Below are 23,086 nucleotides of genomic sequence, written 5' to 3' on the forward strand. Positions count from 1 at the left end.
TGCGGTGGCCTCCGGTGCGCGCGGCGCCGGGGGCCACCGCGCCGTCAGGCGTTGGTGCCGCCGTCCACCGCGATGGCCGCCCCGGTGATGTACCGCCCCGACTCGCCCGCCAGGTGCGCGACGGTGGCCGCGATGTCGGCGGCCCGCCCGTACGAGCCCACCGCCGTCAGCGCCGCCTGCGCCTCGGCCCCCGGCCCGTCGGCCGGGTTCATGTCGGTGTCGATGGGTCCCGGGTTGATCAGGTTCGCCGTGATGCCCCGGGGGCCGAGCTCCCGGGCGAGGGCGCGGGTCAGCCCGGTGAGCGCGCTCTTGCTGGTGGCGTACAGGGTGGCGCCGGGGAAGGCCACCCGCTCGGCCAGGCAGCTCCCGATCGTGACGATCCGCCCGCCGTCCTCCATGTACGCGAGCGCCGCCTGCGCGGCGACGAAGGCGCCGCGCACGTTGACGGCGAGCACCCGGTCCACGTCGTCGAGCGTGAGGCCCTCGACGGGCCCCAGCACCCCGGCTCCGGCGTTGTTCACCAGGATGTCCAGCCGGCCGAACTCCCCGGCGACCTCGCGGACGGCCGTGCGCACCGCCTCGCCGTCCCCGGCGTCGGCCCGCACGGCCATCCCGCGCCGCCCTGCTTCCTTGATCCGCGCGACCACCTCGGCCGCCTGCTCCTGCGACCGCTGGTAGGTGACGGCCACATCGGCCCCCTCCCGCGCCAGCCGCACCGCGACCGCCGCCCCGATCCCCCGGGAACCGCCCGTGACCAGGGCCACCTTGCCGTCAAGCCGCATGTCCAGCGTGATGTCGTCCATGCGGCAATCCTCGCGGCGGCCCCCGTCCCGGCACCGGCGCGAATCAGACCAGTGATCTCACCGGAGCCGGAGGCCGGGCGTCAGTCCTTGATCGCGTGCCCGTGGTTCCGGCGCTGGACGTACAGGCGATTGTCCTCCGGTCCGGTCCACTCCACCCGTACGACGCCGGGCACGGCGGCGTCGGCGATGCGCGACGGGTCGGACCAGTAGCCGAAGTTGGGGTTGCGGAAGAACGTCGCCCACACCTGGCCGCTGCGATCGACGAAGAAGTTGTTGTGGCCGGCGCCGACACCCGCGGTCCACCGCCTGGAATACGGCCCCTCGAAACTGTCCGCGACGGCGACCACCGCGTCGTACTGGTACTGCACCCGGCCGGGGCCGGCCGGGTCGTAGGCGTACCGGGTGCTGCCGTCGGGGTTGGCCGATGACCGGTTCCACGCGGCGTGGAGGAGGAAGTACTTGCCGCCGTGCTTGAACACGTACGCGCCTTCGAGGTACGGCTCGGGGGCATAGGGCATCTGCTGGAACCTCGGGAGGTTCGTCGCCGGGACGATGTCCTCCATGTCGTCCCGGAACTTCGCGTACAGGTGGTTGTGCAGCACCAGCCACGCGTCGTCGCCCTCGGTGTAGAGGCTGCCGTCGATGTGGTGGTAGGCGCCGGGCGCGATGAAGTTGGGCCCCCCGATGAAGGAGTCGCCGAAGGGCTTGCCGAGGTTGCCCTCGACGAGCCGGTACGGGCCCTCGATCCCGCCCTCACTCACGAGCATGAACGAGCCGACCTTCCGGGAGTGGTCGCCCATGCACGCGACGATGTACCACTTGCCGCGGAAGTAGTGCACCTCCGGGGCCCACGCCTGGCCCCGCTTGCCGAACCGGTCGTCGTACCAGTACTCCTGCCACGGAGCGACGACCGTGCGTCCGGGCCGGTTCTCGCCGGCGAACTCGGGTGACCACACCTTGCCCTTCTCGGCGCCGGGCCGGATGCCGGTGGTGTCGGCCAGCCGCCACGGCCCCCGCAGCGACGGGGACACCCACACGAAGATGCCGTCGTTCCAGGGCGCGGCGGTGTCGAGCCCGGGGACCCGGGTGGTGCCCGTGGCGACGTAGATCGGACGGCCGTCGACGACGAAGCAGTTGACGTAGGTGTCGCGCATCCAGACCCGGCCGAGCCCTTCGTCACGGGGACGCAGTTCGAGCGGGAGGATGAAGGAGTTGTCCTCACGAGGCCACAGGTCCGGCCGGGTGTCGGCGAGGCCGTAGGGCTCCAGGTCGGGCCAGTTCGCCGGGTATCGCCGCTTCGCCGCGCTCTCCGCCGGCGCCACGTGCGCGGGACTTTCGGCGGACGCGGCGCGCGCGGCGGTCGCGGGCAGTGCCGCCGCTCCCAGCAACCCGGCGGCACCTGCCAGCAGAGACCGCCGGCCGAGGTGCACCCCGTTGTCGGAACCAGTCATCACTCACGTCCTCCCACATCGGCGCCTGCCGGGCGCGCCCCTGATGAGCGTCCCGATCGTGCGTGACAGGCCGAGGACGAGCGCCTTGCGCCCTCGCCGAAGCCGAGTGAAAGGGCCGCCCTGTAGCCGCATGCGGAGAGTCTGCCGAAGTCGCGCAAATTTCGTCAATAACCCGGAAGAAATCCCCCGCCGGGCCTGTGGATGGACCCCGGAATGCGAAATCGCAGGTCAAGCGGTTGCGGGCGAGAAAACGGCACGGCCGTGCCCGTAACGTTCGCGTAACGGGCCCATCGCATCGCGTCGCACCGCGCGGTTGGGGAGCGTCCCGGCACCGATGGATCCACCGGGATGTGGGACGGGACGCCCGCCGGACCCCGTGCCAACCCGCTGCCCTCCCGCCGCCTCCTCCGAACGCACACACCCCCCTGGGGTGGGAGTGTGCGAACGCGGGCGCTTCCTGGGGTGGGGGGTGCGAGGCGGCGCGTGCGTCGCCTTCGCGCCCCCTCCTCCGAACGCGGATACCCCCTGGGTGGGAGTGCACGAAGCGGTGGAGGGTTGGGCTTGGGCCGTGTGCCGGCACGGCCGGGCCGGCCCGGCCATGGCCGGCGAGGCCGGCGCTTGGCTGGTGTGCCGGCCTTCGCGGGTCACCGGCCGGCCACCGGCGAGTCGATCACCTTCGACTCGCGCGCACGTCCTGCCGCACGTGTTCGGCCGCTTCGCCCGCGGCGACGACTCCCGTACGCGGCCGGGGGCGGGGGCCCGGCCGGGGCGCCCGGGGCGCGGTAGCCGGGCGGCACCGTGTTCACTCTCTCCCTGCCCCATGCGAAGGGCCCGTACGGCCTGTCATTCGGCTGACCTTCGGGTGACAGCCGGTTGCAAGCCGGACCCGTCACTGTGGACATCGCACCTGGAAGGCGTCGATGAGGAGCGATGGGGATGGAAGCGCGAGAGCTGGTCGTACCGGAGCGGTACCGCGGCCCGGAGGGGATGGCCAACGGCGGCTGGATCTCCGGCATGCTGGCCAGTCACCTGCCGCAGAACGGGGTCGTGGAGGTGACGTTACGCGCGCCGACGCCGCTGGGCGAGAGCCTGCGCGTCACGCGTACGGACGACGGCGGCGTGGTGCTCGGCCGGGACGGCACGGTGCTGGTGGAGGCGCGGCCCGGCGGCCCGGAGCCGGAGGCGCCCCCGTTCGTGCCGCTGGACGTGGCCGAGAAGGCCGAGCGCGACTTCCCCGGCACGGCGGTGCACCCGTTCCCGGGCTGCTTCGCCTGCGGCGAGCGCGAGCCGGGCGACGGCCTGCGCATCCACCCCGGCCCGGTGCCCGCGCAGGCCCTGGGGACGGCCCCGGCGCCGGGCGAGGCCGCGGGGATGGTGGCCGCCACCTGGTACGCGCACCCGCTGCTCGGCGACTGGTCGGAGTCGCTGCCGCTGACCCACGTGTGGGGCGCGCTCGACTGCGTCGGCGGCTGGGCGCACATGCAGGGCGACGGCGGGGCCGCGCTGCTCGGCAGGCTGGCCGCGCGCGTGCACCGCACGGTGTTCATCGGTCAGACGTACGTCGTCGTGGCGCGGCGCGAGGGCCGCGACGGCCGCAAGCTGTACTCGTCCTCGGCGATCTACCGCCCCGACGGCCGGCTCGTGGCCGCCGCGCGGGCGACCTGGATCGGCGTGCCCGCAGGCCCAGCGGAATAGGGCGCGGCGGACCGGGTGCGTCATGCGGAGAGCGTGAACCCGGTGTAGTCCTTCGCCGCTATGTCATCGCATATCTGGCGGTAGGTCGAAACTCCTCCGATGTACGGCATGAAGACGCGCGGCTTGCCGGGCACGTTCGCCCCCATGTACCACGAGTCGGCCATGGGATACAGCGTCAGGTCGCCCACCTCGCGCACGTGCCGGACCCACGCGTCCTGGGCCTCGGCGGTCGGCTCGATCGCGGTGAGCCCGCGCTCGCGCAGGTACGCCAGGCAGCCGGCGATCCAGTCCACGTGCTGCTCGATCGAGACCATCATGTTGCTCAGCACCGACGGGCTGCCCGGCCCGGTGACGGTGAACAGGTTGGGGAAGCCCGCCACCCCCAGCCCCAGGTACGTCCGCGGCCCCTGCGCCCACTCCTCGCGCAGCGAGACGCCGCCCCGGCCGCGGATGTCGATCGCCGTCAGCGCGCCGGTCATCGCGTCGAACCCGGTCGCGAACACGATGCTGTCGAAGGCGTACTCGCGTCCGGTGGTCCTGACCCCGTCGGCGGTGATCTCCACGAGCGGGGTCTTGCGCAGGTCCACCAGCGTGACGGTGTCCCTGTTGAAGGTGGCGTAGTAGCCGGAGTCGAGGCACGGCCGCTTGGTGCCGAACGGGTGGTCGCGTGGCGAGAGGGTCTCGGCCACCTCGGGATCGCGCACGATCTCGCGGATCTTGCCCCGGACGAACTCCGCCGCCGTCTCGTTGGCCTCCCGGTTCACCAGCAGGTCGGTGTACGCCGTGAGGATGGCGGTGAGGCTGCCGCGCCGCCACCGCTCCTCGTACGCCCGCCGCCGTGCCTCCTCGTCCGTCTCCAGCGCCGACGCGGTGGCGGGCTCGACCGGGATGCCGAACCCCGACTCCCGGGCCCGCCGCCGGTACTCCGGGTAGTTCGCCTTGCGCGCCCGCTGCGTCTCGGGGTCCAGCGGCCCGTTGTGGGCGGGGAGGCTGAAGTTGGGCGTGCGCTGGAACACCGTCAGCGAGGCCGCCTGCTCGGCGATGACCGGGATCGCCTGGATGCCCGAGGAGCCGGTGCCGATCACGCCGACCCGCTGCCCGGTGAAGTCCACGCCCTCGTGCGGCCAGTGCCCGGTGTGGTACCAGGCGCCGCGGAACCGCTCCAGGCCCGGCACCTCGGGCCGCTTCGACACCGACAGGCACCCGGTCGCCATCACCAGGAACCGCGCCGACGCCTCCTCGCCGGTGGCGGTGCGCACCTCCCACCGCCCCGCCGCCTCGTCGTACGCCGCCCGCGTCACCTTGGTCCCGAACGTGATGTCGCGCCGCAGGTCGAACCGGTCGGCCACGTGCTCCAGGTAGCGCAGGATCTCCGGCTGCGCCGGGAAGCGCTCGGTCCACTGCCACTCCTGCTCCAGCTCGGGGGAGAAGGAGTAGGAGTAGTCCAGGCTCTCCACATCGCACCGGGCGCCGGGGTAGCGGTTCCAGTACCAGGTGCCGCCGACGCCGTCGCCGGCCTCGTACACCCTGGCGCTCAGGCCCAGGCCGCGCAGCCGGTGCAGCATGTACAGCCCCGCGATCCCGGCTCCGACCACGATGGCGTCGAACTCCCGCCGCATCGTTCACACCCCCTCGGGGGAGTCCAGGTGGGCCTGTATCGCGCGTACGACGTGGTCCAGCCCCTCGGTGTGGCCGGGCAGCAGGCCGACCATGCTGAAGAACCCGTGCATCTGGCCGGGGAACCGGCGCAGGTCCACGCTCACCCCGGCCTCGCGCAGCCGGGCGGCGTACGCCTCGCCCTCGTCGCGCAGCACGTCGTGCTCGGCGGTGAGCACCACCGCGGGCGGCAGCCCGCTCAGGTCGCCCGCCCGCAGCGGCGACGCGTCGGGCCGCGCCCGGTCGGCCGGGTCGGGCGCGTAGTGGTCCCAGAACCAGGCCATGGTCTCGCGGGTCAGCATGACCTGGTTGGCCGGGTCCTTGTACGAGCCGTTGTCCATGTCGTGGTCGGTGACGGGGTAGACCAGCACCTGCATCGCGATCCGCGGCCCGCCCGCGTCGCGGGCCCGCAGGGTCATGACCGCCGACAGGTTGCCCCCGGCGCTGTCGCCGGCCACGATCAGCGGCACCCGCGCCCCCGCGATCTCCTCGACCCGCTCCCCGGCCCAGCGCAGCGCGGTCCAGGAGTCCTCCACGGCCGCCGGGAAGCGGTGCTCGGGCGCCTTGCGGTAGTCGGCCATGACCACGGCCGCGCCGGTGCGCCGGGCGAGAATCCGGCCCAGCGTGTCGTACTCGTCGATGTTCCCGATGACCCAGCCCCCGCCGTGGTAGTACACGATCACCGCCCGGGGCGCGCCCTCCGGCGTCAGCACCCTGACCCGGAACCTGCCCAGATCGTGGTCCTCGACCCGCGCCATCTCCGGGCCGGGGCCGTACATGCCCGCGAGCATCGCGGTCAGCCCGCGCGCCTCCTCCGGGCTCATCTCGTGGAGCGGCTTGGCATCGCTCTCGGCCATCTGCGCCAGGAACGCCGTCGTCGCCTCGTCGAGGGCCATGGAACCACCTCGCTGTGATCTATATCACTTGCGACGGTAAAATGCGTTCTGTCTTGTGGCAATCACACGTTCCCGGTTTTCTCTGTGAAAAGCACGCAGCGTGCCTCCCCGCGATCGGGGAAGGCACGCTGCCGGCGGGTCCGCGGGCCCTAGACGGCCGCGGGGGTCGTGTCCTCCGCGGCGCCCGACTTCTCCGGGCAGTCCTCCGGTGACCAGGTGTTCTCCGGAGACGGGTTCTCCGGAGGCGTGCTCTCCGGAGACGGGGGAGTGGACGGCTGCGCCGGGGTGGTCGGCTCCGCGGGGGTGGGGGCGCCGGCCGCCAGGGCGACGCCGCCGGTGGCGAGAAGCGCGCCGGCGGCCAGAGTGGCCGCTCCCGCTGCGATCTTCCACCTGGGTACCATACGTACGTCCTTCCGTCGGTGAATGTTCCGGCTGAGGACCCCGGGCGGCGCGGGGCACACCATCCCGCCGCCCGGGGCTCACTCCATGGGAGCAGTCACGGCCGCAAAACTTCGTAAGCGAGACCGAAAGCCGGGATAAGGACGCGTCGTCGGCTACCCGAAGTGGACGCCGGCGAAGTCCATGACCGGGCGGTAGCCGAGGGCCTGGTAGATGGAGTTGGACGTCGGGTTCGACAGGTCCGTGAACAGCAGCAGCCGCGTGGCGCCGGCCCGCTGCGCCGTCTCGCTGGCGGCGTGCGTGGCGGCGGCGCCGTAGCCCTTGCGGCGTGCCTCGGGGGGCGTGTAGACCGGGCCGATCCGCGACATCTCGACGATGGGGGTCGAGTAGCACGCCAGCGACACGGGCGCGCCGCCGTCCTCCCACAGGACCAGCTCGCCGGCGACGATCCGGGCGCGCACCTGGTCGGTGGGGTCGGGGTCGGTGTTGGAGGGCTCCGCCTCGGCCAGGAACGCCCGGTACCAGGCCACGCAGAGGTCCAGGTCCCGCAGTTCGGCCGGACGCGCCGTCCCGGCGGGCCGCGGGGACGGCGGGGTCAGGGTGCCCAGGGCGTACAGGCGCATGGCCATGCGGTCGTGCTCGGGGCGGGGCCAGGCGGCGGCGAACTCCTCGGCCTGGGCGACCGGCCCGTTGACCCCGGGGATCTCGCGCCCGGCGAGGGCCTGGGCCAGGGCGGCGGCCGAGCCGGGGGACGGGGTGGCCAGCAGCAGCGGGTACGCCGTCGTCTGCACGGCCACGCCGTGGATCTCCTCGCCGTCCTCCAGCCAGGCCAGCAACACCTCCGGCCACACGCCGGCGCGGGCGCGGGCGAGCACGGTCAGCGGGACCGTGGAGAGCACCGGATCACGGCGCAGAAAGTCCTCCGCGCGCTCGGGAAACGCGTCGAGCCGGTCGGTGATTGTCCATTTCATGGGGAAAAGTGTGCCAAGAATCCCCGGACTTCATCAGAGACGTTGTCGCTGGTCGAGGGGTAGCGTGAGCACATATATCCGGCGTGCAGGGGCATAGGAACCTGACGGGGGAGCACGCGGGGGTTTGGACGACGATGAGAGTTGCCCGGGAGGAACAACCGTGCGGGCTGGGGCTGGAGGTGTTCGACCCGGCTCCGGTCATCGTGTCCGTCACCCGTGGACCCGACCACAAGCTCGTCTACACCAACGCCGTCCATGACGCGATCTTCGGCAGGCGGCCCCTGGGCGAGCCGCTGCTGCGGGCGTTCCACGAGCTGTCCTCGTACCCGAACTTCTCCTGGACGTACGACAAGGTGTACGCCACCCGCAAACCGGTGCGGATCACCGAGGCGCCCCTCGTGGGCGTCTTCCCGTCTCTGCCCGACAAGAGGATCTTCACCTTCAGCCTGTCGCCCGTCGACTTCGGCCCCGACCCGGAGCACGACCGCGGCGTGCTGACCGTGGGGGTCGAGGTCACCGAGCAGGTGACCGCCACGCAGCGGATCAACGAGATGTCGGAGGAACGCCGCCGGGCCCTCCAGCGCTTCGAGAGCCTGGTCCGCGTCGGCGCGCAGATCGTCTGGGTCACCGACCCGCACGGCGGGATCATCGAGGCCAGCGACAGCTGGGAGAAGGTGACCGGGCAGACCTGGGAGGAGTTCCGCGGCGACGGCTGGCTGGAGGCCGTGCATCCCGACGACCGCGAGGAGGCCATGGCCTCGTGGAAGCGCGCGGTCGCGGGCCCGGCCTCGCTGTGGGAGCACACCCACCGGCTGCGCACGGCCGACGGCACGTACCGGCACTTCCGGGTGCGGGCGGTGCCGGTGCGCGAGGGCGAGGTCGTGATCGAGTGGGTCGGCACCTGCACCGACGTGGAGCGCCAGGTGCAGGAGGCCAGGCGGCAGGCCCTGCTCGACCGGGCCGCCGCGGCGACCACCGGCGTCGGCCGCCTTGAGGACATGCTGGCCGCGCTGTGTCACGTGATCGTGCCCGAGCTCGCCGACGCCTGCGCCGTCTACCTGCTGCCCGACCTGCCCGAGGCGCCCGAGCTCGACGAGGAGACCCCGTACGTCGTGGACCGCGTCGCCGCGGCCACCCGGGAGGGGATGCCGGTGCTGGCGGCGCACCGCCAGGTGCGCTTCGCCCCGCACAGCGTCTTCGCCCAGGCCATCCGCCGCCGCCGTCCGGTGCACCACACCTTTCCCCCGGGGGAGCCCACCCTCGGCATGGTCTCGGGGAGCACCGAGAGGTGGATGATCGAGTCCAGGGTGAACAGCGTGGTGCTGCTGCCGCTGATCGTCGATGGCACCGTCGCCGCGGTGCTGTCCGCGCTGGTGACCGGCGACCGCGCGCCGATCAGCGCGTCCGACGTGGCGCTGATGGCGCGGATGCTGGAGCACGCGGACGTCCCGCTGGCGCACGCGATCGAGTTCCGCCGCACGCAGCGGGTGGCGCTGGCCCTGCAGCGCAGCCTGCTGGCCGAGGCGCCCGCGGTGCCCGGCCTGCGGATCGCGGCCCGCTACCGGCCCAGCCCGGCGGCGGCCGAGGTCGGCGGCGACTGGTACGACTCGTTCGTGCTGCGCGACGGCGCACCCGTGCTCACCATCGGCGACGTGGTGGGCCACGACCTGCCCGCCGCGGTCACCATGAGCCAGTTGCGCAACATGCTGCGCGGGCTCGCGGTGGACCGCCAGGAGCCGCCGGGCGACATCCTGCGCCGCCTGAACATCGCCATGGAGGCCCTGTGCGTGGAGGACACCGCGACGTGCATCCTGGCCCGGATCGAGGGGCGCGAGGACCGGGGCTGGCAGTTCCACTACTCGGTGGCGGGCCACCCGCCGCCGCTGCTGGTCACCTCCGAGGGCGGGGCCCGCTTCCTGGACGGCGCGCGCAACCTGCTGCTCGGCGTGCTCGCCGACGTGCCGCGGACGAGCGCGATCGAGCCGCTGCCCCCCGACAGCACCGTGCTGCTCTACACCGACGGCCTGGTCGAACTGCCCGGCGAGCACCTGGACGAGGGCCTGGAGCGGCTGCGCCGGCTGGCGGGGGAGCTGGCCCGCGAGCCGCTGGACACCTTCTGCGACGAACTGCTCGCCCAGCTCGCCAGCAACGGCAAGGACGACATCGCCATGATCGCGCTGCGGGTCGGCGATTCGGGGGAGCCCACCCTGGACTCGGCGCTGGAGTAGCCCCTGGAGCAGGCGCTGGAGCAGGCACTGCGATAGGTCCCCCGGGCGGTCGGCTGGGCGTCGTCGGCCGGGCACCTCGGCGTCACGCCGCCGACGCGTACCGCTCCTAGGGTCCCGCGCATGAGCGTGATCCGCAGAATCCTGGCCGCCGCGCTGGCCGTCGCCGCGGGCGGTACGGTCGCTGTCGTGCTGCTGCAACCCGACAACGCCACCGCCGACGGCCGCCGCGACGACCCGATCGTGATCGCCCACCGGGGCGCGAGCGCGTACCGGCCCGAGCACACGCTGCTCGCCTACGAGGCGGCCATCGCGATGGGCGCCGACTACATCGAGCCCGACCTGGTCTCCACCAAGGACGGCGTCCTCGTGGCGCGTCACGAGAACGAGATCTCCGGCACCACCGACGTGGAGAAGCACCCCGAGTTCGCCTCCCGGCGCACCACCAAGACGATCGACGGCGTGGCCGTGACCGGGTGGTTCACCGAGGACTTCACGCTGGCCGAGCTGCGTACGCTGCGGGCCGAGGAGCGGGTGCCCGACCTGCGCCCGCGCAACACCGCGTTCGACGGGCAGGTCCAGATCCCGACCTTCGACGAGGTCATCGAACTGGCCCAGCGGCACGGCGTGGGCATCTACCCCGAGACCAAGCACCCCACCTACTTCGACTCCATCGGGCTGTCGATGGAGGAGCCGCTGCTCGACCGCCTGGCCGCGCACGGCTGGCGGAGCGGGCGCGACCCGGTGTTCATCCAGTCCTTCGAGACGGCCAACCTGCGCGACCTGCGCCGCAAGACCAAGCTGCGGCTCGTCCAGCTCATCAACGGGAGCGGCGCGCCGTACGACCGGGTGGCCGCGGGCGACCCGCTGACCTACGACCAGATGGTCACCCCGGCCGGGCTGAAGGACATCGCGTCGTACGCCGACGGCATCGGCGCGGCCACCTCCCGCCTGGTGCCGGTCGGTCCCGACGGCCGCCTGCTCGCGCCCACCACCCTGGTCGGCGACGCGCACCGGCGGGGCCTGCTGGTGCACACCTGGACCGTGCGCGGCGAGAACTCCCAGCTCCCGGTGGACTTCCGGCGCGGCGACCCGGCCAGCCCCGTGTACGCGCAGGCGTACGGCGACGTGATGGGCTGGCTCGGCAAGCTGTACGACCTCGGCATCGACGGCGTCTTCTCCGACGACCCGGGCATGGCCCGCGCCGTCCTCGCCGGCCGCGGGCCGCTGCGCTAGCGGGGGTCCGTACACCAGAAGATGGGCCGGCGCGCCGCCACGGCGCGCCGGCCCATCTCTGCTACTCCAGGACGGCCTCTACTCCAGGACGGCGGTCACCGTGCCGGCGCCCACCGTCAGGCCGCCCTCGCGCACGGCGAAGGTGAGCCCGGTCTCGACCGCGACCGGCCGGCCCAGCTCCACCGTGGCCTCGACGGTCTCGCCCGGCAGGGCGAGCGCGGCGTCGCCGAGGTCCACCCGGCCCGGCACGTCGGTCGTGCGCAGGTAGAACTGGGGCCGGTAGCCGGTCGTCACGGCCGTGCTCCGGCCGCCCTCGGCCGCGGTGAGCAGGTAGATCCGGGCGGCGATGCGCCGGTGCGCGCTCGCGGTGCCCGGGGCGGCGAGCACCTGGCCGCGCCGCACCTGCTCCCGGCGCACGCCGCGCAGCAGCAGCGCCGCGTTGTCGCCAGCCTCGCCCCGCTCCATCGTCTTGCCGAAGGTCTCGACGCCGGTGACGACGGCGGTGAAGCCCTCGCCGTGCCCGACGACCTCGACCGTCTCGCCGACCCGGATCGTGCCGCGCTCGATGGCCCCGGTGACGACCGTGCCGCGCCCGGTGACGGTGAGCACGTTCTCCACCGGCATCAGGAACGGCGCGTCCAGGTAGCGCTCCGGGACGGGGATGTTGTCGTCCACGGCCTGGAGCAGCGCCTCGATCGAGGCGACCCACTCCGGGTCGCCCTCCAGCGCGCGCAGCCCGGAGACCCGGACCATGGCGACGTCCTGGTACCCGTGCTCGGCCAGCAGCTCGCGCAGCTCCAGCTCCACCAGGTCGGTCAGCTCGGGGTCGGCCCCGTCGGCCTTGTTCAGCGCGACGACGACGTGCTCCACGCCGACCCGGCGCGCGAGCAGCACGTGCTCGCGCGTCTGCGGCATGATCCCGTCCTGCGCGGAGACCACCAGGATCGCCCCGTCGAGCTGCGCCGCCCCCGTGATCATGTTCTTCACGTAGTCGGCGTGGCCCGGCATGTCCACGTGGGCGTAGTGCCGCCCGGCCGTCTCGTACTCGACGTGCGCGATGTTGATGGTGATGCCCCGCGCGGCCTCCTCCGGCGCCCGGTCGATCCGCGCGAACGGCACGTACTTCGCGCCGCCGCGCTCGCTGAGCACCTTGGTGATGGCCGCGGTCAGCGTGGTCTTGCCGTGGTCGACGTGCCCCATCGTGCCGATGTTGAGGTGCGGCTTGGACCGCACGTAGGCCTGCTTGCCCATGTTCCTTCCCTGATCGATGCCCTCTGCTCGGCGACCCCGCGCGAACCGGCGACCCTTTCCCGCGGGGTCACCAGGGACGACCGGGAAAGGGTCAGCGCTCCGCGCCGTCGAGCGGCGCTGCCGCGGGCATCGGGGCACGCCGGACGGCGCCCGCGGTGGCGGGCGCGGCGATCAGGGCGTGCCGGAACATGGCCATCATGGTGGGGCAGACGCTCCCGTCCCCGCAACGGGTTTTCCGGTTTGACCTCAACCGCGGTTGAGGTTGCAGGCTGGAGTCCGGCGAAAGGGGAAAGACGATGAGGGCAGCGGCGTTCACCGAGTTCGGGCCGCCGGAGGTGCTGCGGGTGATGGAGGTCGAGACGCCGCGTGCGGGCGCCGGCCAGGTGCGCGTGCGGGTCAAGGCCGCGGGCGTGCAGCCCTACGACACCGCGATCAGGTCGGGCTGGGACTTCCCGGGCCTGCCGCCGTTCCCGCGCATCCCGGGCAACGAGTTCGCCGGGATCGTGGACGAGGTGGGCGAGGGCGTGACCGGGGTCGCGCCGGGGGACGAGGTGCTCGGCTTCACCCGGCTCGGCTGCTACGCCGAGTACGTCGTGGTGCCCGAGGACCAGGTCACCCCCAAGCCGGAGGGCGTGCCGTGGGAGGTCGCGGGCGGGCTGACCGCGGGCGTGCAGACCGCCCACCTGGCGCTGGACGGGATGCGCGTCGGCGAGGGCGACACCGTGCTGATCCAGGGCGCGGCCGGATCGGTGGGCGGCATGGCGGTGCAGATCGCGCGCAGGCGGGGCGCCAGGGTGATCGGGGTGGCCCGCGAGGACAACCACGAGTACCTGCGCTCGCTCGGCGCGACGCCGGTGGCGTACGAGGACGGGGGCGTGGTGGAGCGGGTACGCGCGCTGGCCCCCGGCGGTGTGGACGCCGCGCTCGACGGGGCGGGCGGCGCGGCCCTGGACGCCACGCTGGAACTGGTCAAGGACCGCGACCGGATCGTCACGATCGTCGAGCACGCCAAGGCCCCCGAGCTGGGCATCCGAATCGTCACCGGCGAGCGCAGCGCCGCCAGGCTCGCCGAGTACGCCCGCCTGTACGCCGCCGGCGAGCTGCGCTTCCTGCTCCGCGCGGCGTACCCGCTCGACCGCGCCGCCGACGCCCACCGCGACATGGAGCGCGGCCACGGCCGGGGCAAGATCGTGATCACGGTCTGATCAGCGCGGCGACGCCCCGAGCAGGGTGAAGCGCCGCAGGGCCCACTCCACCGGGCCCTGACGGTGCCGCCGCAGCCACCAGGCGCTCAGCGCCAGCAGGGTCGCGTACATCACGGCGACCACGCCCATCACCGCGATCGGCGCCAGCTCGCCCGCCAGCGCCAGGCCGTACCCGCTGAAGATCAGGCAGGCCAGCACCGACTGGCCGATGTAGTTGGACGCCGAGGCACGTCCGGCGGGCGCCAGCGCACGGGCCACCGCGGGCGCCCGCCGGACCACCATCAGCAGCGTCACCACGTACGCGGCCGACAGCAGCGGCGAGGTGAGGTTGTTCAGCGCCATCCCCAGTAGCTGGGCCGAGCCTCCCGTCAGCGTGGACCAGGTGAAGAACACCGCGGCGGGCAGGCCCACGCCGTAGCCGAGCCACAGGACGCGCGGCGCGAGCCGGGCCCACCGCTCCGGCTCCTCCAGCAGCCGCGACTTGCCGGCCGCCAGGCCGAACAGGAACATCGCCATCGCCATCGGCCCCTGGAAGGCCCACACGAACATCGCGATCGTCGGATAGGTCTCCGCCTGGAACCGCAGGACGTCCAGCGGGCCGCCGGTGAACAGCGCCTCCGCCCGCGCCGCGGCGGCGGTGTCCAGGGGCGGGACGGCGCCGGAGCCGGGGTCGAGCAGGGTGAGCCCGGCCAGCGCCAGCCACAGGGCCGACCAGACGCCGATGATCCAGCAGCCCGCCTTGACCGCGGTACGGGGCCGGATGCGGCGCACCGCCAGCAGGATCAGGCCCAGCGCGGCGTACAGGGTGAGGATGTCGCCGACCCAGATCAGGAACCCCTGCGCCACCCCCAGGACGAACAGGCCCAGGCAGCGGCGGAGCATGCGCGGCCTGACCGCCTCGCCCCACGAGCGCATCTGCAGCGTGAAGGAGTAGCCGAACAGGAACGAGAAGATCACGTAGAACTTGGTGAGCACCAGTGTGTTGATCACCAGCGCCACCGGGCCCGCGGTGATCGGCAGGACGCCGCCGCCCGCCGAGTACCCCGGGTCGGCGAACAGGCCGATGTTGGCGACCAGGATGCCGCCCAGCGCGAAACCGCGCACCGCGTCGATCTCGTGGACGCGCCTCGATACGGGAGCCACCGTCTGCGTCATGGCCCCGACGGTAGGGGCCGGGCGGGCGCCGGGACATCGGTCCAGGGGCGGTGGGCACTACGACCAAAGTCGCGCGACAGTACGTGACACGGCGCGTTCCTAGAGTAGTCCTTTGCCCTCGATCGGGTATCGAGCCGCAGGTCAGACGGGTAGAAGCAGACTGTATCGAGCGGCCGGAGCGGGGGGACTCATGGGGCGCGACGACGCTTGGCGCATCGGGATCGCGGGGATCGGCCTGCTGGCACTGGCCGGCTGCATGCCCTGGGACGACGATGACGCCGCGAAGCAGAAGGTGGCGCCTGGGGTGAAGGCCCAGGCGCTGGCGGCGGAGAAGGCGGCGGCACAGCAGGCCAAGGTCGCCGCGGCGGCCAGGGTGAAGGCCAACGAGCTGGGCCAGATCCCGGTGCTGATGTACCACCGGGTGGTGGAGAAGGTGGAGGCGCCGGACGACCTGACCTACCAGCAGTTCCGCGCGGAGCTGGAACGGCTGGCCAGGGAGGGGTACGTGCCGATCACCGCCCGCGAGTACGTCACGGGCCGGATCGACGTCCCGGCGGGCAAGCACCCGGTGGTGCTCACCTTCGACGACTCCTCGCCCGCCCAGCTCGCCCTGGACGGCGAGGGCAACGCGATGCCGAACACCGCGCTCGGCATCCTGATCGACGTCGCCAAGCGCCACCCCGGGTTCCGGCCGGTCGCCACCATGTACGTCACGCGCGACATGTTCGGCAGGCACACCCCCGAGGAGCGGGCCGAGTACCTGATGTGGCTGCAGGACAAGGGCTTCGACATCGGCAACCACACCCACAACCACATCAACCTGCGGGGCAGGCCCAAGAACGAGGTGTTCAAGGAAATCGTCGCCGGGCACAGGCTGATCATCGACGTGATCAGGACCCCGCCCGCCACCATCGCGGTGCCGTACGGCAACCAGCCCTCCACCAAGTCCTGGGCCAGGCGCGGGTCGAGCGGCGGGGTGAGCTACGACTACGGCGGCGTCATGCTGGCCGGCTACACCCCGGCCCCGAGCCCGTTCGCCAAGGACTTCGACCCGCTGGGCATCCCGCGCATCCGCTCGTTCGAGAAGAAGGGCGACTGCGTCCGGTTCTGCTCGGTCGCGTGGCTGGACTGGCTGAAGCAGAACCCGGACAAGCGGTACACCTCCGACGGCGATGTGACCACCGTGGCGTACCCGAAGTTCAAGTCGCCGTTCGCGGCGCGCGCGTACGCCAAGTACGCCCTGCCGTACTGAGCCGCCAGGACGCTCCGGCTACTCGACGCGCTCCTCGTGGCCCGGCACCGAGCCGACGTAGGAGATCAGGTCGCGCAGGGCGGGGGTCAGCCCGCTCTCGCTCACCCGGAGCTCCTGCACCCGGCCGTCGTCCTCGACCGTCACCTTGTACGCGGGCACGTCGGCCGGGCCCGCTCCCCGCTCGGCGGGGGGCGGGGCGGTGAGGTCCACCCGGCCGACCTTGGCGCGCAGCGCCTCGGCGTCACCCGGATCGAGTGACGCCGTGTCGGCCGTGGTGGTCGTGACGAGGCCGGCGAAGCCGCCGCCGCGTACGACCGACACCTTCATGACTTCATCCTAGGCCGTCAGCCGTCGAGGACCCCGACCTGCCGCCAGGCGTCGCGCACGCACTTGTGCTCCGTGCCGTCGGCGCCGAACAGCTCGCCCGCGACCGCGACCGTGGCCTCGGCGGCCTCCCTGAAGTCCGACCTGGCCCGCAGCCGCTCGGTCAGCGTCACGTACCAGATCCGCCCGGCCCGCTCCCAGGCGTTGCCGCCCATCGCCGTCGCGGCCAGGTAGAAGGCGTGGTTGGGGATGCCCGAGTTGATGTGCACGCCGCCGTTGTCGTTGGCCGGGTCGCCGTCGTCGGGCAGGTCCACGTAGTCGCGCATGTGCGCGGGCTGGCGGTCCCCGCCGCCGGCGGCGGTCGTCCACGCGGTGCCCGGGGCCTTCATCGAACGCAGCGCGACCCCCTGGAGCGCGGTGCCCAGGATGCCCTCGCCGATCAGCCAGTCGGCCTCCTCGGCGCTCTGGCCCCGGCTGTACTGCTTCACCAGCGAGCCGAACACGTCGGAGAACGACTCGTTCAGCGCCCCCGACTGCTTGCTGTAGACGAGCTGGGCGGTGAACTGGGTGACGCCGTGCGTCAGCTCGTGCCCGATGACGTCGATCGCCTTGGTCAGGGCGCCCTTGCGGAACACCCTGCCGGAGCCGTCGCCGTAGATCATCTGGAACCCGGTCCAGGCCGCGTTGTCGTGGTCGCGCTCGTAGTGCACCGAGGAGACGATCTCCAGGCCGCGGCCGTCGATGCTGTCGCGGCCGAACACCTCCCGGTAGAAGTCGTAGGTCAGGCCCGAGCCGTCGTAGGCGTCGTTGACCGCCTCGTCCGGAACCGCCGGGTCGCCCTCCCCGCGCACCCGGCGCCCCGGAAGGGCGTAGTAGCCGCGGTTGCCGGCGTCGTACACCGTGCGCACCCTGCCGGGCGCGGGGGCGACGTCGGCGATGGTCAGGGCGAGCTGGCGCAGCGCGCCGGTGACGGACACCCGCTGCGCGCGGGCGGTCTCGGCCGCCTGGCGCGTACGCCGGGCGGCGGCCTGCTCGTCCTCGTTCCCGCTCTCCAAGACCGCGTCGAGCAGGTCGGGGGGTGCGATGAAGCAGCACATGGGGCTGATGGGTAAAGTCGCCATGCGCCCAGCATTACCGGTACTTCCGCCGGTGCCTATCTTCTCGCCCCATTCGGTCATTTCTCGGTAATGCCGGCAGGTGGGAGGCTCAGGCGAGCACTCGCCGGGTGAAGGACCGCGTGCCCAGCCAGGCCAACGCGGCGGTGCCGAGCAGCAGCACGCCGAGGAACGCCCAGACCGGCATGTGCGGGATGCCGGGCGTGATCGTGGCCCGCAGTGCCTCGTTCAGGTACACCAGCGGGTTGGCCAGCACCGCGACCTGCACCCAGCGCACCTCCGACAGCGCCGCCCACGGGTAGTACAGGCAGCCCAGCATGGTGATCGGCAGCAGCACCACCGCGATCATCGCCTGCACCTGCGCCGCGTCGATCACCGTGCCCAGCCACAGGCCCAGCGACGCCGCGAGCAGCGCCCCGCAGACCATGATCGCCAGGAACAGCGGCCAGCGCTCCCAGGCGATGGCCGGGCCCTGCCCCTCGGCGTGCAGCAGCGTCACCACGGGGAAGACCAGCAGCCCGGCGATCAGGCCCTGCACCGCGCCCGCCGCGATCTTCTGCAGCCCGAGCAGCCACACCGGGGCCGGCGCGAGCACCCGGTCCTCGATCGAGCGTTCCCAGCCCAGCTCGCGCAGCAGCGGGAACGTCACCGCCATCAGGCCCTGGGTGAGCATCGACATGCCGATGATCCCGGGCACGAGCACGGTGGAGAACGTCGCCGCCGGCCCCGCGGCGCCGGCCACGGCCGGGGCGGTGCCGATCTTCGGCATGACGTAGGCGAAGGTGAACACGATCAGCGCGGGCTGGATGAACACCCGCAGGAACGTGGAGACGAAGCCGCGCCGCATGACCCGCAAATCGCGCGCCATCATGGCCAGGAACGTGTGCGCCACGCCGACGCGCGTCATTCTCGGCGCCCCCTTCCGGTCAGCGTCAGGAAGACGGCCTCCAGGCTGGGCGGCTCGTCCGCCGGCACCGACGCCTTCAGCTCCGCCACCGTCCCCTCCGCGAGCAGCCGGCCGTGGTCCACGATGGCGATCCGCCCGCACAGGGCCTCGGCCTCCTCCAGGTAGTGGGTGGTCAGCAGGATGGTCTGGCCGTCGGCGTGCAGGGCGCGCAGGATCTCCCACAGGGCGACCCGCGTCTGCGGGTCGAGCGCGGCGGTCGGCTCGTCCAGGAACAGCACCTCGGGCCGGTGCATCAGCGCCCGCCCGATCATGACCCGCCGTGCCTGGCCGCCGGACAGCTCGCGGGGCATCGCCGTACGCCGGTCGCCCAGGCCGAACAGCTCGATCAGCTCCCGGGCGCGGCTGCGGGCGTCGCGCCCGGACATGCCGAAGAACCGCCCCCGGAACTCCAGGTTCTCGGTGACGTCCAGCGCCTGGTCCAGCGTGCTGCGCTGCGTGGCCGCGCCGATGCGCCGCTTGACCCCGATGGGGTCGCGGCTCACCTCGGCCCCCGCCACCCAGGCCCGGCCGCCGGTGGGACGGACCAGCGTGGTGAGCATCCCGATGGTGGTGGATTTTCCGGCGCCGTTGGGCCCGAGCAGGCCGAAGAACCCGCCCGGCGCCACCTCCAGGTCGAGCCCGCGCACCGCCTCCACCTCGCCCCGGGCCGAGCGGTAGGTCTTGCGCAGGCCGACGGTCCTGATGGCCGCGCTCATTCGGCCGCCTCCTTCAGCTTGTGGATGGCGCCGAGCAGGAAGCGGCGCACGGCGGGCTCGTCCTCGGGCGGGACCTCGCCGAACAGGGCCCGCCAGCGGTCGCGGCGGGCGAGCTTGGTCTCCGCCAGCCGGTCCCGGCCCGCGCCGGTGAGGTGCAGCCGCACCACCCGCCGGTCGCGGTCGTCGCGGCGGCGCTCCACCAGGCCGGCGCGCTCAAGAGTGTCGGCCACGGACGTGGCCGTGGCCGCGGTGACCATCAGCGACTCGGCGACCTCGCTCACCTTGGCGCCGTCGCGCTGTTCCAGGACGGACAGCAGCATGAACGCGGCCGTGCTCATGCCGGTCTCCTCGGTGCGGCCCGCGACGGTCAGCGTGGCCATGCGCACGGCCAGGCCGAACAGGCGGGGGATGGGCCACTCCTCGATCGGGCCCTCGTCGCCGTAGTAGACCTTCGGATCGAATCTCACGCGGGAACATTAGCCGTCTGTTCTTCAGCCATCAAGTCTTTAGGCGTCTAAGTAGTTATCGGCGGGATGCGGTGGGCAGGCGAAGACGGAAGGGATGACGAAGGGAGAAACGCGATGGCCAAGAGCCAGGTCCACGAGATCAACTCGACCTCCGAGCACGAGGACCGGCCCGGCGAGACGCTGGTCACCAGGAACCATGACGTGATCAAGCAGTGGGCCGAGTCGCGCGACGCCCAGCCCGCCACCGTGCCGGGCACCGAGCACGAGGGACGGCCGGGCGTGCTGCGCTTCGACTTCCCGGGCTACGGGGGCCAGGACCTCAAGCACATCTCCTGGGAGGAGTGGTTCACCACCTTCGACCAGCGCAACCTGCGCTTCATCTACCAGGAGCACCTCAAGAGCGGCAAGGACAGCAACTTCTTCCGGCTGGAGAACCCCGACCGCGAAGACGCCTGACCGGCGTCACGGGGGGTCAGCGGCGGGCGGCGGACTTCACCGCGTCCGCCGCCTTCTTGCCGCGCCCCATCCGGATCAGCGCCGCCGACAGCCGGGCCAGCCGCTGCTCCGAGCCCGCGAGGCCGGCCAGCGTACCGGGGCGGTCGGGCAGGCCCACGCGGCGCGCGCCGTCCAGCACCCGGTCATCCAGGTACGGCGCCACCTGCGGCCAGACCGCCTGCGCCTCGCGGAGGAAGATGGCCGCGCCCGCGGGCCCGATCCCCGGGAACTCCATCAGCAGCTCCTCCAGCCGCCCCCGGTCGCCGCCCGCCTCGTCGCGCAGCCTGCGCAGGTCGCCGCGCCACCGGTCCAGCAGCAGCTTCGCCCCGTCGCCGAGCATGGTGGCGGTGCGCTCGTCGTAGCGGCGGTAGTGGCCCCGGCCCAGCGCGTCCACGCGGTCCTGCCAGCTCGCCTTCAGCATCGCCCCCGGCGAGCGGTAACCGGCGGCGAACAGCTCCCTGGCCGCCGCCACCGCGATGTCGGCGGAGATGCGCGCGCTCAGCAGCGTGGCCAGCACGAGCAGTTGGTACAGCGGCTGCGGCCGGTCGGCCAGGCGGATGCCGGCGGCCTCGGCGTACGTCTTGCCGCCGTAGCGGTCGAGCAGCGTCTCGACCAGCGCCTCGTCCTTACGCGCCATGTCCCTGCTGCCTGACCACGTGGAAGGACGGGTTGCGCCCGCTCGGCGAGACCTCCGCGTCCAGCATGCGGTCATCGAGCAGCGCCGCGGCCCGGGGCTCCACGAACACCCGCACGTCCTCCTTCTCGATCACCTGGTCGCCCGGGTCGGGCGTGCTCGCCAGCGACAGCTCAAGCGCCGTCTGGTCGCCCGGTTTCGCGGCGATGCGCAGCCCCGCCTCGCGAGGGAGATCCTCTCCGACCATCAGGTCCCGTATGGCCTCGACGGCCTTGTCCGTGAGCAGCAGCACGGTGAGCCTCCTCGGCGTCTGGTAACGGCTCACTTCGCCCCGTTACCGGCGCGGACGGCTTCAAACGCCGCCGTCGCGCCCTCCAGCCTGGTGAAGGCCGCCTCCACGGCCGCCGGGAGCGCCCGCCTGCGCGCCACCGCCCGGGGCAGCCGGCGTACCGCCTGCCACAGCCCGCGCCACTCCGGCCCGCCGCCGCGCGCAGCCGCCAGCGCCCGCCGCGCCACCACGCGCCACCGGCGGCGCAGCACCGCGGTCAGCACGGCGTTGCGCGCGGCGAGGGCCCGCCGCCCGCCGTGGTCCCGCGAGGCGGGCGAGGGATGGTGGTGCGCGACGACATGCGGCGCGTACGCCAGCCCCCAGCCCGCCGCGGCGAGATCGGCCGCCAGGCGCTCCTCCTCGCCGAAGAAGAACACGACCTCGTCGAAGCCGCCCGCGCCGAGGTAGGCGTCGCGGCGTACGACGGCGCCGCAGGCCAGGAAGCCCAGCACGCTCGGGCCCGGCAGGTCGGGCGCGGTGCCGAGCGGGGCCGCGGCCAGCGCGGCGCAGATCGGGTCGGGCCGCTCGTCCGGCCCGGTCAGCACCCGCCCGGCCAGCAGGCCGAGGCGCGGGTGGGCGTCGAACAGCCCGGCGGCGCGCTCCAGCGCGCCCGGCGCCCACCAGGAGTCGTCATCGGCGAAGGCCACGTACGGCGTGCGGGCCAGCCGCACCCCCTCGTTGCGCGCCGTGGCCCCCAGGTTGCGGCCCAGCGCGACCACCTCGACCTGCGGGAACCGCTCGCGCACGCGCGCCGGCGTGCCGTCCGTGGAGCCGTTGTCCACCAGGATCACGGGCCCCTCGTGCCGTGGCAGCGACCGCTCCAGGTCCGGCCACCGGTTCCTGGTCGCCACCACCACCGTCACCCGCGCGCCGCTGCACCACAATCCCGGGTCCATGCGGGCTCGCTACCCGGTTCGGCGGCGGAGTCACACCGGGTCGGCGTGATGCCAGGGCAGGACCACCGGCGTGCCGGGTATGTCGCCCGCGAGCAGCCGCCGCATCAGCGGGACCAGCTCCCACGGGATCACCTGCTCGGAGGTCTCGGCCAGCTCGGGCAGCGACCACCACCGGACCGCGGTGATCATCTTCCGCTCGTACTCCTGCCAGCCGGACTCGTCCACCTCCCACTCCGGCACCCGGACGAAGAAGAAGGAGTCCACGGAGTAGTACAGCCTGCCCCGGCGGCTGCGCCAGTGGCCCTCGCTGGTGGCCACCACCGGTCCCAGCTCGGCGGGCGCGACCGCGAGCCCGGTCTCCTCGCGCAGCTCCCGCACCGCGGCCTCGGCGACGGCCTCCCCGCGCTCGACCCCGCCGCCGGGCGTGAACCAGGCGGCCCCCGAGCCGGCGCCCACCCCGAGCCCGCGGTAGAGCAGGAGGCGGTCCCGGCCGTCCACGAGCAGGACACGGGCGGAGGGGCGGACGGTCGCTCTCGGCATGCCGCCGAGCATAACCGTGGCTGAGGAATTGATTACGGTTCCCTGGCCGTGTGTCCTTTCTGGCATAGGGAACCGTGAAAACCCCATAATCTGGGTTTTATGCAAGAACGGGGAGAGGATCAGTCCGGGCTGGGGTCGAAGATCTTGCGCCTCGCGGGCATCGGGGCCGCGGCGGGCGTACTCGTCGCGGGCATCGCGCTGCCGGCGGTCGGCGGAGTGGGCTTCGGGGTCATTACGGCCACCGACGAGCTGAACCTCAAACCCACGGAGCTGAAGGAGCCGCCGCCGCCGGAGGTGTCGCGGGTTCTGGACGCCGACGGCGAGGAGATCGCGCAGTTCTACGAGGAGTACCGCGAGGCCGTCAAGCTGGATCAGATCGCCGATGTGATGAAGACGGCGATCATCTCGATCGAGGACTTCCGGTTCTACG

23 protein-coding genes and 1 pseudogene are annotated in these 23,086 nt (G+C 72.8%); 7 read left to right on the forward strand and 17 right to left on the reverse strand.

What is annotated here, in order from left to right; translation table 11 throughout:
- Positions 1-44 precede the first annotated feature (44 nt).
- Complete coding sequence (locus HNP84_RS48485; protein WP_221337689.1) at positions 45-803, reverse strand: SDR family NAD(P)-dependent oxidoreductase; 759 nt, start codon at positions 801-803, stop codon at positions 45-47.
- An 80-nt stretch (positions 804-883) separates the two neighbouring features.
- Positions 884-2,254: a family 43 glycosylhydrolase gene (locus tag HNP84_RS48490; protein WP_185056917.1), complete on the reverse strand. Its 1,371-nt coding sequence runs from the start codon at positions 2,252-2,254 to the stop codon at positions 884-886.
- A 936-nt stretch (positions 2,255-3,190) separates the two neighbouring features.
- On the opposite strand from HNP84_RS48490, the gene HNP84_RS48495 reads away from it, so the two are divergent.
- A complete protein-coding gene (locus tag HNP84_RS48495) occupies positions 3,191-3,949 on the forward strand; it encodes a hotdog fold domain-containing protein (protein WP_246519577.1) in 759 nt (252 codons plus the stop codon).
- A gap of 20 nt (positions 3,950-3,969) precedes the next feature.
- On the opposite strand, the gene HNP84_RS48500 is transcribed toward HNP84_RS48495, so the two are convergent.
- The 4 genes from HNP84_RS48500 to HNP84_RS48515 all read right to left on the reverse strand — a co-directional run bounded on the left by HNP84_RS48500 (position 3,970) and on the right by HNP84_RS48515 (position 7,871).
- Positions 3,970-5,568 (reverse strand): flavin-containing monooxygenase, encoded by a 1,599-nt coding sequence (locus tag HNP84_RS48500; RefSeq protein ID WP_185056919.1) that lies wholly within the window; start codon positions 5,566-5,568, stop codon positions 3,970-3,972.
- Between the two features lie 3 nt (positions 5,569-5,571).
- The gene (locus tag HNP84_RS48505) at positions 5,572-6,501 is read right to left on the reverse strand and encodes an alpha/beta hydrolase (protein WP_185056920.1); all 930 of its coding nucleotides are present in this window, start codon (positions 6,499-6,501) and stop codon (positions 5,572-5,574) included.
- A 149-nt stretch (positions 6,502-6,650) separates the two neighbouring features.
- On the reverse strand, positions 6,651-6,902 hold the full coding sequence (locus tag HNP84_RS48510; protein WP_185056921.1) for a hypothetical protein: 252 nt from the start codon (positions 6,900-6,902) through the stop codon (positions 6,651-6,653).
- 153 nt (positions 6,903-7,055) lie between these two features.
- Positions 7,056-7,871, reverse strand: a complete 816-nt coding sequence (locus HNP84_RS48515; RefSeq protein ID WP_185056922.1) for a GNAT family N-acetyltransferase — start codon at positions 7,869-7,871, stop codon at positions 7,056-7,058.
- A 134-nt stretch (positions 7,872-8,005) separates the two neighbouring features.
- Between HNP84_RS48515 and HNP84_RS48520 the strand changes: the two genes are divergently transcribed.
- Together HNP84_RS48520 and HNP84_RS48525 are read left to right on the forward strand one after the other, a co-directional pair.
- Positions 8,006-10,099 (forward strand): SpoIIE family protein phosphatase, encoded by a 2,094-nt coding sequence (locus HNP84_RS48520; protein WP_185056923.1) that lies wholly within the window; start codon positions 8,006-8,008, stop codon positions 10,097-10,099.
- A gap of 120 nt (positions 10,100-10,219) precedes the next feature.
- A complete protein-coding gene (locus HNP84_RS48525) occupies positions 10,220-11,332 on the forward strand; it encodes a glycerophosphodiester phosphodiesterase (protein WP_185056924.1) in 1,113 nt (370 codons plus the stop codon).
- 78 nt (positions 11,333-11,410) lie between these two features.
- Here the strand turns inward: HNP84_RS48525 and tuf are convergent, their stop codons facing one another.
- A complete protein-coding gene (gene tuf, locus HNP84_RS48530) occupies positions 11,411-12,583 on the reverse strand; it encodes an elongation factor Tu (protein WP_185056925.1) in 1,173 nt (390 codons plus the stop codon).
- Positions 12,584-12,879: 296 nt separating this feature from the next.
- Between tuf and HNP84_RS48535 the strand changes: the two genes are divergently transcribed.
- Positions 12,880-13,788, forward strand: a complete 909-nt coding sequence (locus HNP84_RS48535) for an NADP-dependent oxidoreductase (RefSeq protein WP_185056926.1) — start codon at positions 12,880-12,882, stop codon at positions 13,786-13,788.
- On the opposite strand, the gene HNP84_RS48540 is transcribed toward HNP84_RS48535, so the two are convergent.
- Entirely contained in the window at positions 13,789-14,943 is a 1,155-nt protein-coding gene (locus HNP84_RS48540; protein ID WP_185056927.1) for a DUF418 domain-containing protein, read from the reverse strand.
- Between the two features lie 190 nt (positions 14,944-15,133).
- Here HNP84_RS48540 and HNP84_RS48545 point away from each other — a divergent pair, with 190 nt between their 5' ends.
- Positions 15,134-16,195, forward strand: coding sequence for a polysaccharide deacetylase family protein (locus HNP84_RS48545; protein ID WP_185056928.1), 1,062 nt, complete (start codon positions 15,134-15,136; stop codon positions 16,193-16,195).
- Positions 16,196-16,213: 18 nt separating this feature from the next.
- Here the strand turns inward: HNP84_RS48545 and HNP84_RS48550 are convergent, their stop codons facing one another.
- The 5 genes from HNP84_RS48550 to HNP84_RS48570 form a co-directional block, all read right to left on the reverse strand.
- Positions 16,214-16,522: a protealysin inhibitor emfourin gene (locus HNP84_RS48550; RefSeq protein ID WP_185056929.1), complete on the reverse strand. Its 309-nt coding sequence runs from the start codon at positions 16,520-16,522 to the stop codon at positions 16,214-16,216.
- Positions 16,523-16,539: 17 nt separating this feature from the next.
- Complete coding sequence (locus tag HNP84_RS48555; RefSeq protein ID WP_185056930.1) at positions 16,540-17,640, reverse strand: M4 family metallopeptidase; 1,101 nt, start codon at positions 17,638-17,640, stop codon at positions 16,540-16,542.
- Positions 17,641-17,725: 85 nt separating this feature from the next.
- Complete coding sequence (locus HNP84_RS48560; protein ID WP_185056931.1) at positions 17,726-18,541, reverse strand: ABC transporter permease; 816 nt, start codon at positions 18,539-18,541, stop codon at positions 17,726-17,728.
- Complete coding sequence (locus HNP84_RS48565) at positions 18,538-19,296, reverse strand: ABC transporter ATP-binding protein (protein WP_185056932.1); 759 nt, start codon at positions 19,294-19,296, stop codon at positions 18,538-18,540. Before HNP84_RS48565 ends, HNP84_RS48560 begins: the two co-directional genes overlap by 4 nt.
- Positions 19,293-19,763 carry a MarR family winged helix-turn-helix transcriptional regulator gene (locus HNP84_RS48570; RefSeq protein WP_312927345.1) on the reverse strand — a complete coding sequence of 157 codons (471 nt, stop codon included), beginning with the start codon at positions 19,761-19,763 and terminating at the stop codon, positions 19,293-19,295. Before HNP84_RS48570 ends, HNP84_RS48565 begins: the two co-directional genes overlap by 4 nt.
- Positions 19,764-19,877: 114 nt before the next feature.
- On the opposite strand from HNP84_RS48570, the gene HNP84_RS48575 reads away from it, so the two are divergent.
- The gene (locus tag HNP84_RS48575; RefSeq protein ID WP_185056933.1) at positions 19,878-20,219 is read left to right on the forward strand and encodes a hypothetical protein; all 342 of its coding nucleotides are present in this window, start codon (positions 19,878-19,880) and stop codon (positions 20,217-20,219) included.
- 16 nt (positions 20,220-20,235) lie between these two features.
- On the opposite strand, the gene HNP84_RS48580 is transcribed toward HNP84_RS48575, so the two are convergent.
- Genes HNP84_RS48580 through HNP84_RS48595 form a run of 4 tightly spaced genes read right to left on the reverse strand, consistent with a single transcriptional unit; the run spans position 20,236 to position 22,656 of the window.
- Positions 20,236-20,895 (reverse strand): hypothetical protein, encoded by a 660-nt coding sequence (locus HNP84_RS48580; RefSeq protein ID WP_185056934.1) that lies wholly within the window; start codon positions 20,893-20,895, stop codon positions 20,236-20,238.
- On the reverse strand, positions 20,885-21,184 hold the full coding sequence (locus HNP84_RS48585) for a HesB/IscA family protein (RefSeq protein WP_185056935.1): 300 nt from the start codon (positions 21,182-21,184) through the stop codon (positions 20,885-20,887). The genes HNP84_RS48580 and HNP84_RS48585 overlap by 11 nt, the downstream gene beginning before the upstream one ends.
- A gap of 29 nt (positions 21,185-21,213) precedes the next feature.
- Positions 21,214-22,116: a glycosyltransferase family 2 protein gene (locus HNP84_RS48590; protein ID WP_185056936.1), complete on the reverse strand. Its 903-nt coding sequence runs from the start codon at positions 22,114-22,116 to the stop codon at positions 21,214-21,216.
- A gap of 30 nt (positions 22,117-22,146) precedes the next feature.
- The gene (locus HNP84_RS48595; RefSeq protein ID WP_185056937.1) at positions 22,147-22,656 is read right to left on the reverse strand and encodes an NUDIX hydrolase; all 510 of its coding nucleotides are present in this window, start codon (positions 22,654-22,656) and stop codon (positions 22,147-22,149) included.
- A 99-nt stretch (positions 22,657-22,755) separates the two neighbouring features.
- Here HNP84_RS48595 and HNP84_RS48600 point away from each other — a divergent pair.
- Positions 22,756-23,086, forward strand: a pseudogene (locus HNP84_RS48600) (transglycosylase domain-containing protein); the annotation flags it as partial.

It is taken from the genome of Thermocatellispora tengchongensis, from assembly GCF_014202315.1.
Lineage (GTDB): Bacteria > Actinomycetota > Actinomycetes > Streptosporangiales > Streptosporangiaceae > Thermocatellispora > Thermocatellispora tengchongensis.

Excerpts from the sequence above, each read along its gene's own strand:
- HNP84_RS48490 (WP_185056917.1), bottom strand. The coding sequence starts at position 2,254 with ATGACTGGTTCCGACAACGGGGTGCACCTCGGCCGGCGGTCTCTGCTG.
- HNP84_RS48500 (WP_185056919.1), bottom strand. The coding sequence starts at position 5,568 with ATGCGGCGGGAGTTCGACGCCATCGTGGTCGGAGCCGGGATCGCGGGG.
- HNP84_RS48545 (WP_185056928.1), top strand. The coding sequence starts at position 15,134 with ATGGGGCGCGACGACGCTTGGCGCATCGGGATCGCGGGGATCGGCCTG.
- HNP84_RS48575 (WP_185056933.1), top strand. The coding sequence starts at position 19,878 with ATGGCCAAGAGCCAGGTCCACGAGATCAACTCGACCTCCGAGCACGAG.
- HNP84_RS48525 (WP_185056924.1), top strand. The coding sequence starts at position 10,220 with ATGAGCGTGATCCGCAGAATCCTGGCCGCCGCGCTGGCCGTCGCCGCG.
- HNP84_RS48540 (WP_185056927.1), bottom strand. The coding sequence starts at position 14,943 with ATGACGCAGACGGTGGCTCCCGTATCGAGGCGCGTCCACGAGATCGAC.
- HNP84_RS48555 (WP_185056930.1), bottom strand. The coding sequence starts at position 17,640 with ATGGCGACTTTACCCATCAGCCCCATGTGCTGCTTCATCGCACCCCCC.
- HNP84_RS48510 (WP_185056921.1), bottom strand. The coding sequence starts at position 6,902 with ATGGTACCCAGGTGGAAGATCGCAGCGGGAGCGGCCACTCTGGCCGCC.
- HNP84_RS48505 (WP_185056920.1), bottom strand. The coding sequence starts at position 6,501 with ATGGCCCTCGACGAGGCGACGACGGCGTTCCTGGCGCAGATGGCCGAG.
- HNP84_RS48520 (WP_185056923.1), top strand. The coding sequence starts at position 8,006 with ATGAGAGTTGCCCGGGAGGAACAACCGTGCGGGCTGGGGCTGGAGGTG.
- tuf (WP_185056925.1), bottom strand. The coding sequence starts at position 12,583 with ATGGGCAAGCAGGCCTACGTGCGGTCCAAGCCGCACCTCAACATCGGC.
- HNP84_RS48485 (WP_221337689.1), bottom strand. The coding sequence starts at position 803 with ATGGACGACATCACGCTGGACATGCGGCTTGACGGCAAGGTGGCCCTG.
- HNP84_RS48580 (WP_185056934.1), bottom strand. The coding sequence starts at position 20,895 with ATGGCGCGTAAGGACGAGGCGCTGGTCGAGACGCTGCTCGACCGCTAC.
- HNP84_RS48595 (WP_185056937.1), bottom strand. The coding sequence starts at position 22,656 with ATGCCGAGAGCGACCGTCCGCCCCTCCGCCCGTGTCCTGCTCGTGGAC.
- HNP84_RS48515 (WP_185056922.1), bottom strand. The coding sequence starts at position 7,871 with ATGAAATGGACAATCACCGACCGGCTCGACGCGTTTCCCGAGCGCGCG.
- HNP84_RS48565 (WP_185056932.1), bottom strand. The coding sequence starts at position 19,296 with ATGAGCGCGGCCATCAGGACCGTCGGCCTGCGCAAGACCTACCGCTCG.
- HNP84_RS48535 (WP_185056926.1), top strand. The coding sequence starts at position 12,880 with ATGAGGGCAGCGGCGTTCACCGAGTTCGGGCCGCCGGAGGTGCTGCGG.
- HNP84_RS48495 (WP_246519577.1), top strand. The coding sequence starts at position 3,191 with ATGGAAGCGCGAGAGCTGGTCGTACCGGAGCGGTACCGCGGCCCGGAG.
- HNP84_RS48550 (WP_185056929.1), bottom strand. The coding sequence starts at position 16,522 with ATGAAGGTGTCGGTCGTACGCGGCGGCGGCTTCGCCGGCCTCGTCACG.
- HNP84_RS48590 (WP_185056936.1), bottom strand. The coding sequence starts at position 22,116 with ATGGACCCGGGATTGTGGTGCAGCGGCGCGCGGGTGACGGTGGTGGTG.
- HNP84_RS48560 (WP_185056931.1), bottom strand. The coding sequence starts at position 18,541 with ATGACGCGCGTCGGCGTGGCGCACACGTTCCTGGCCATGATGGCGCGC.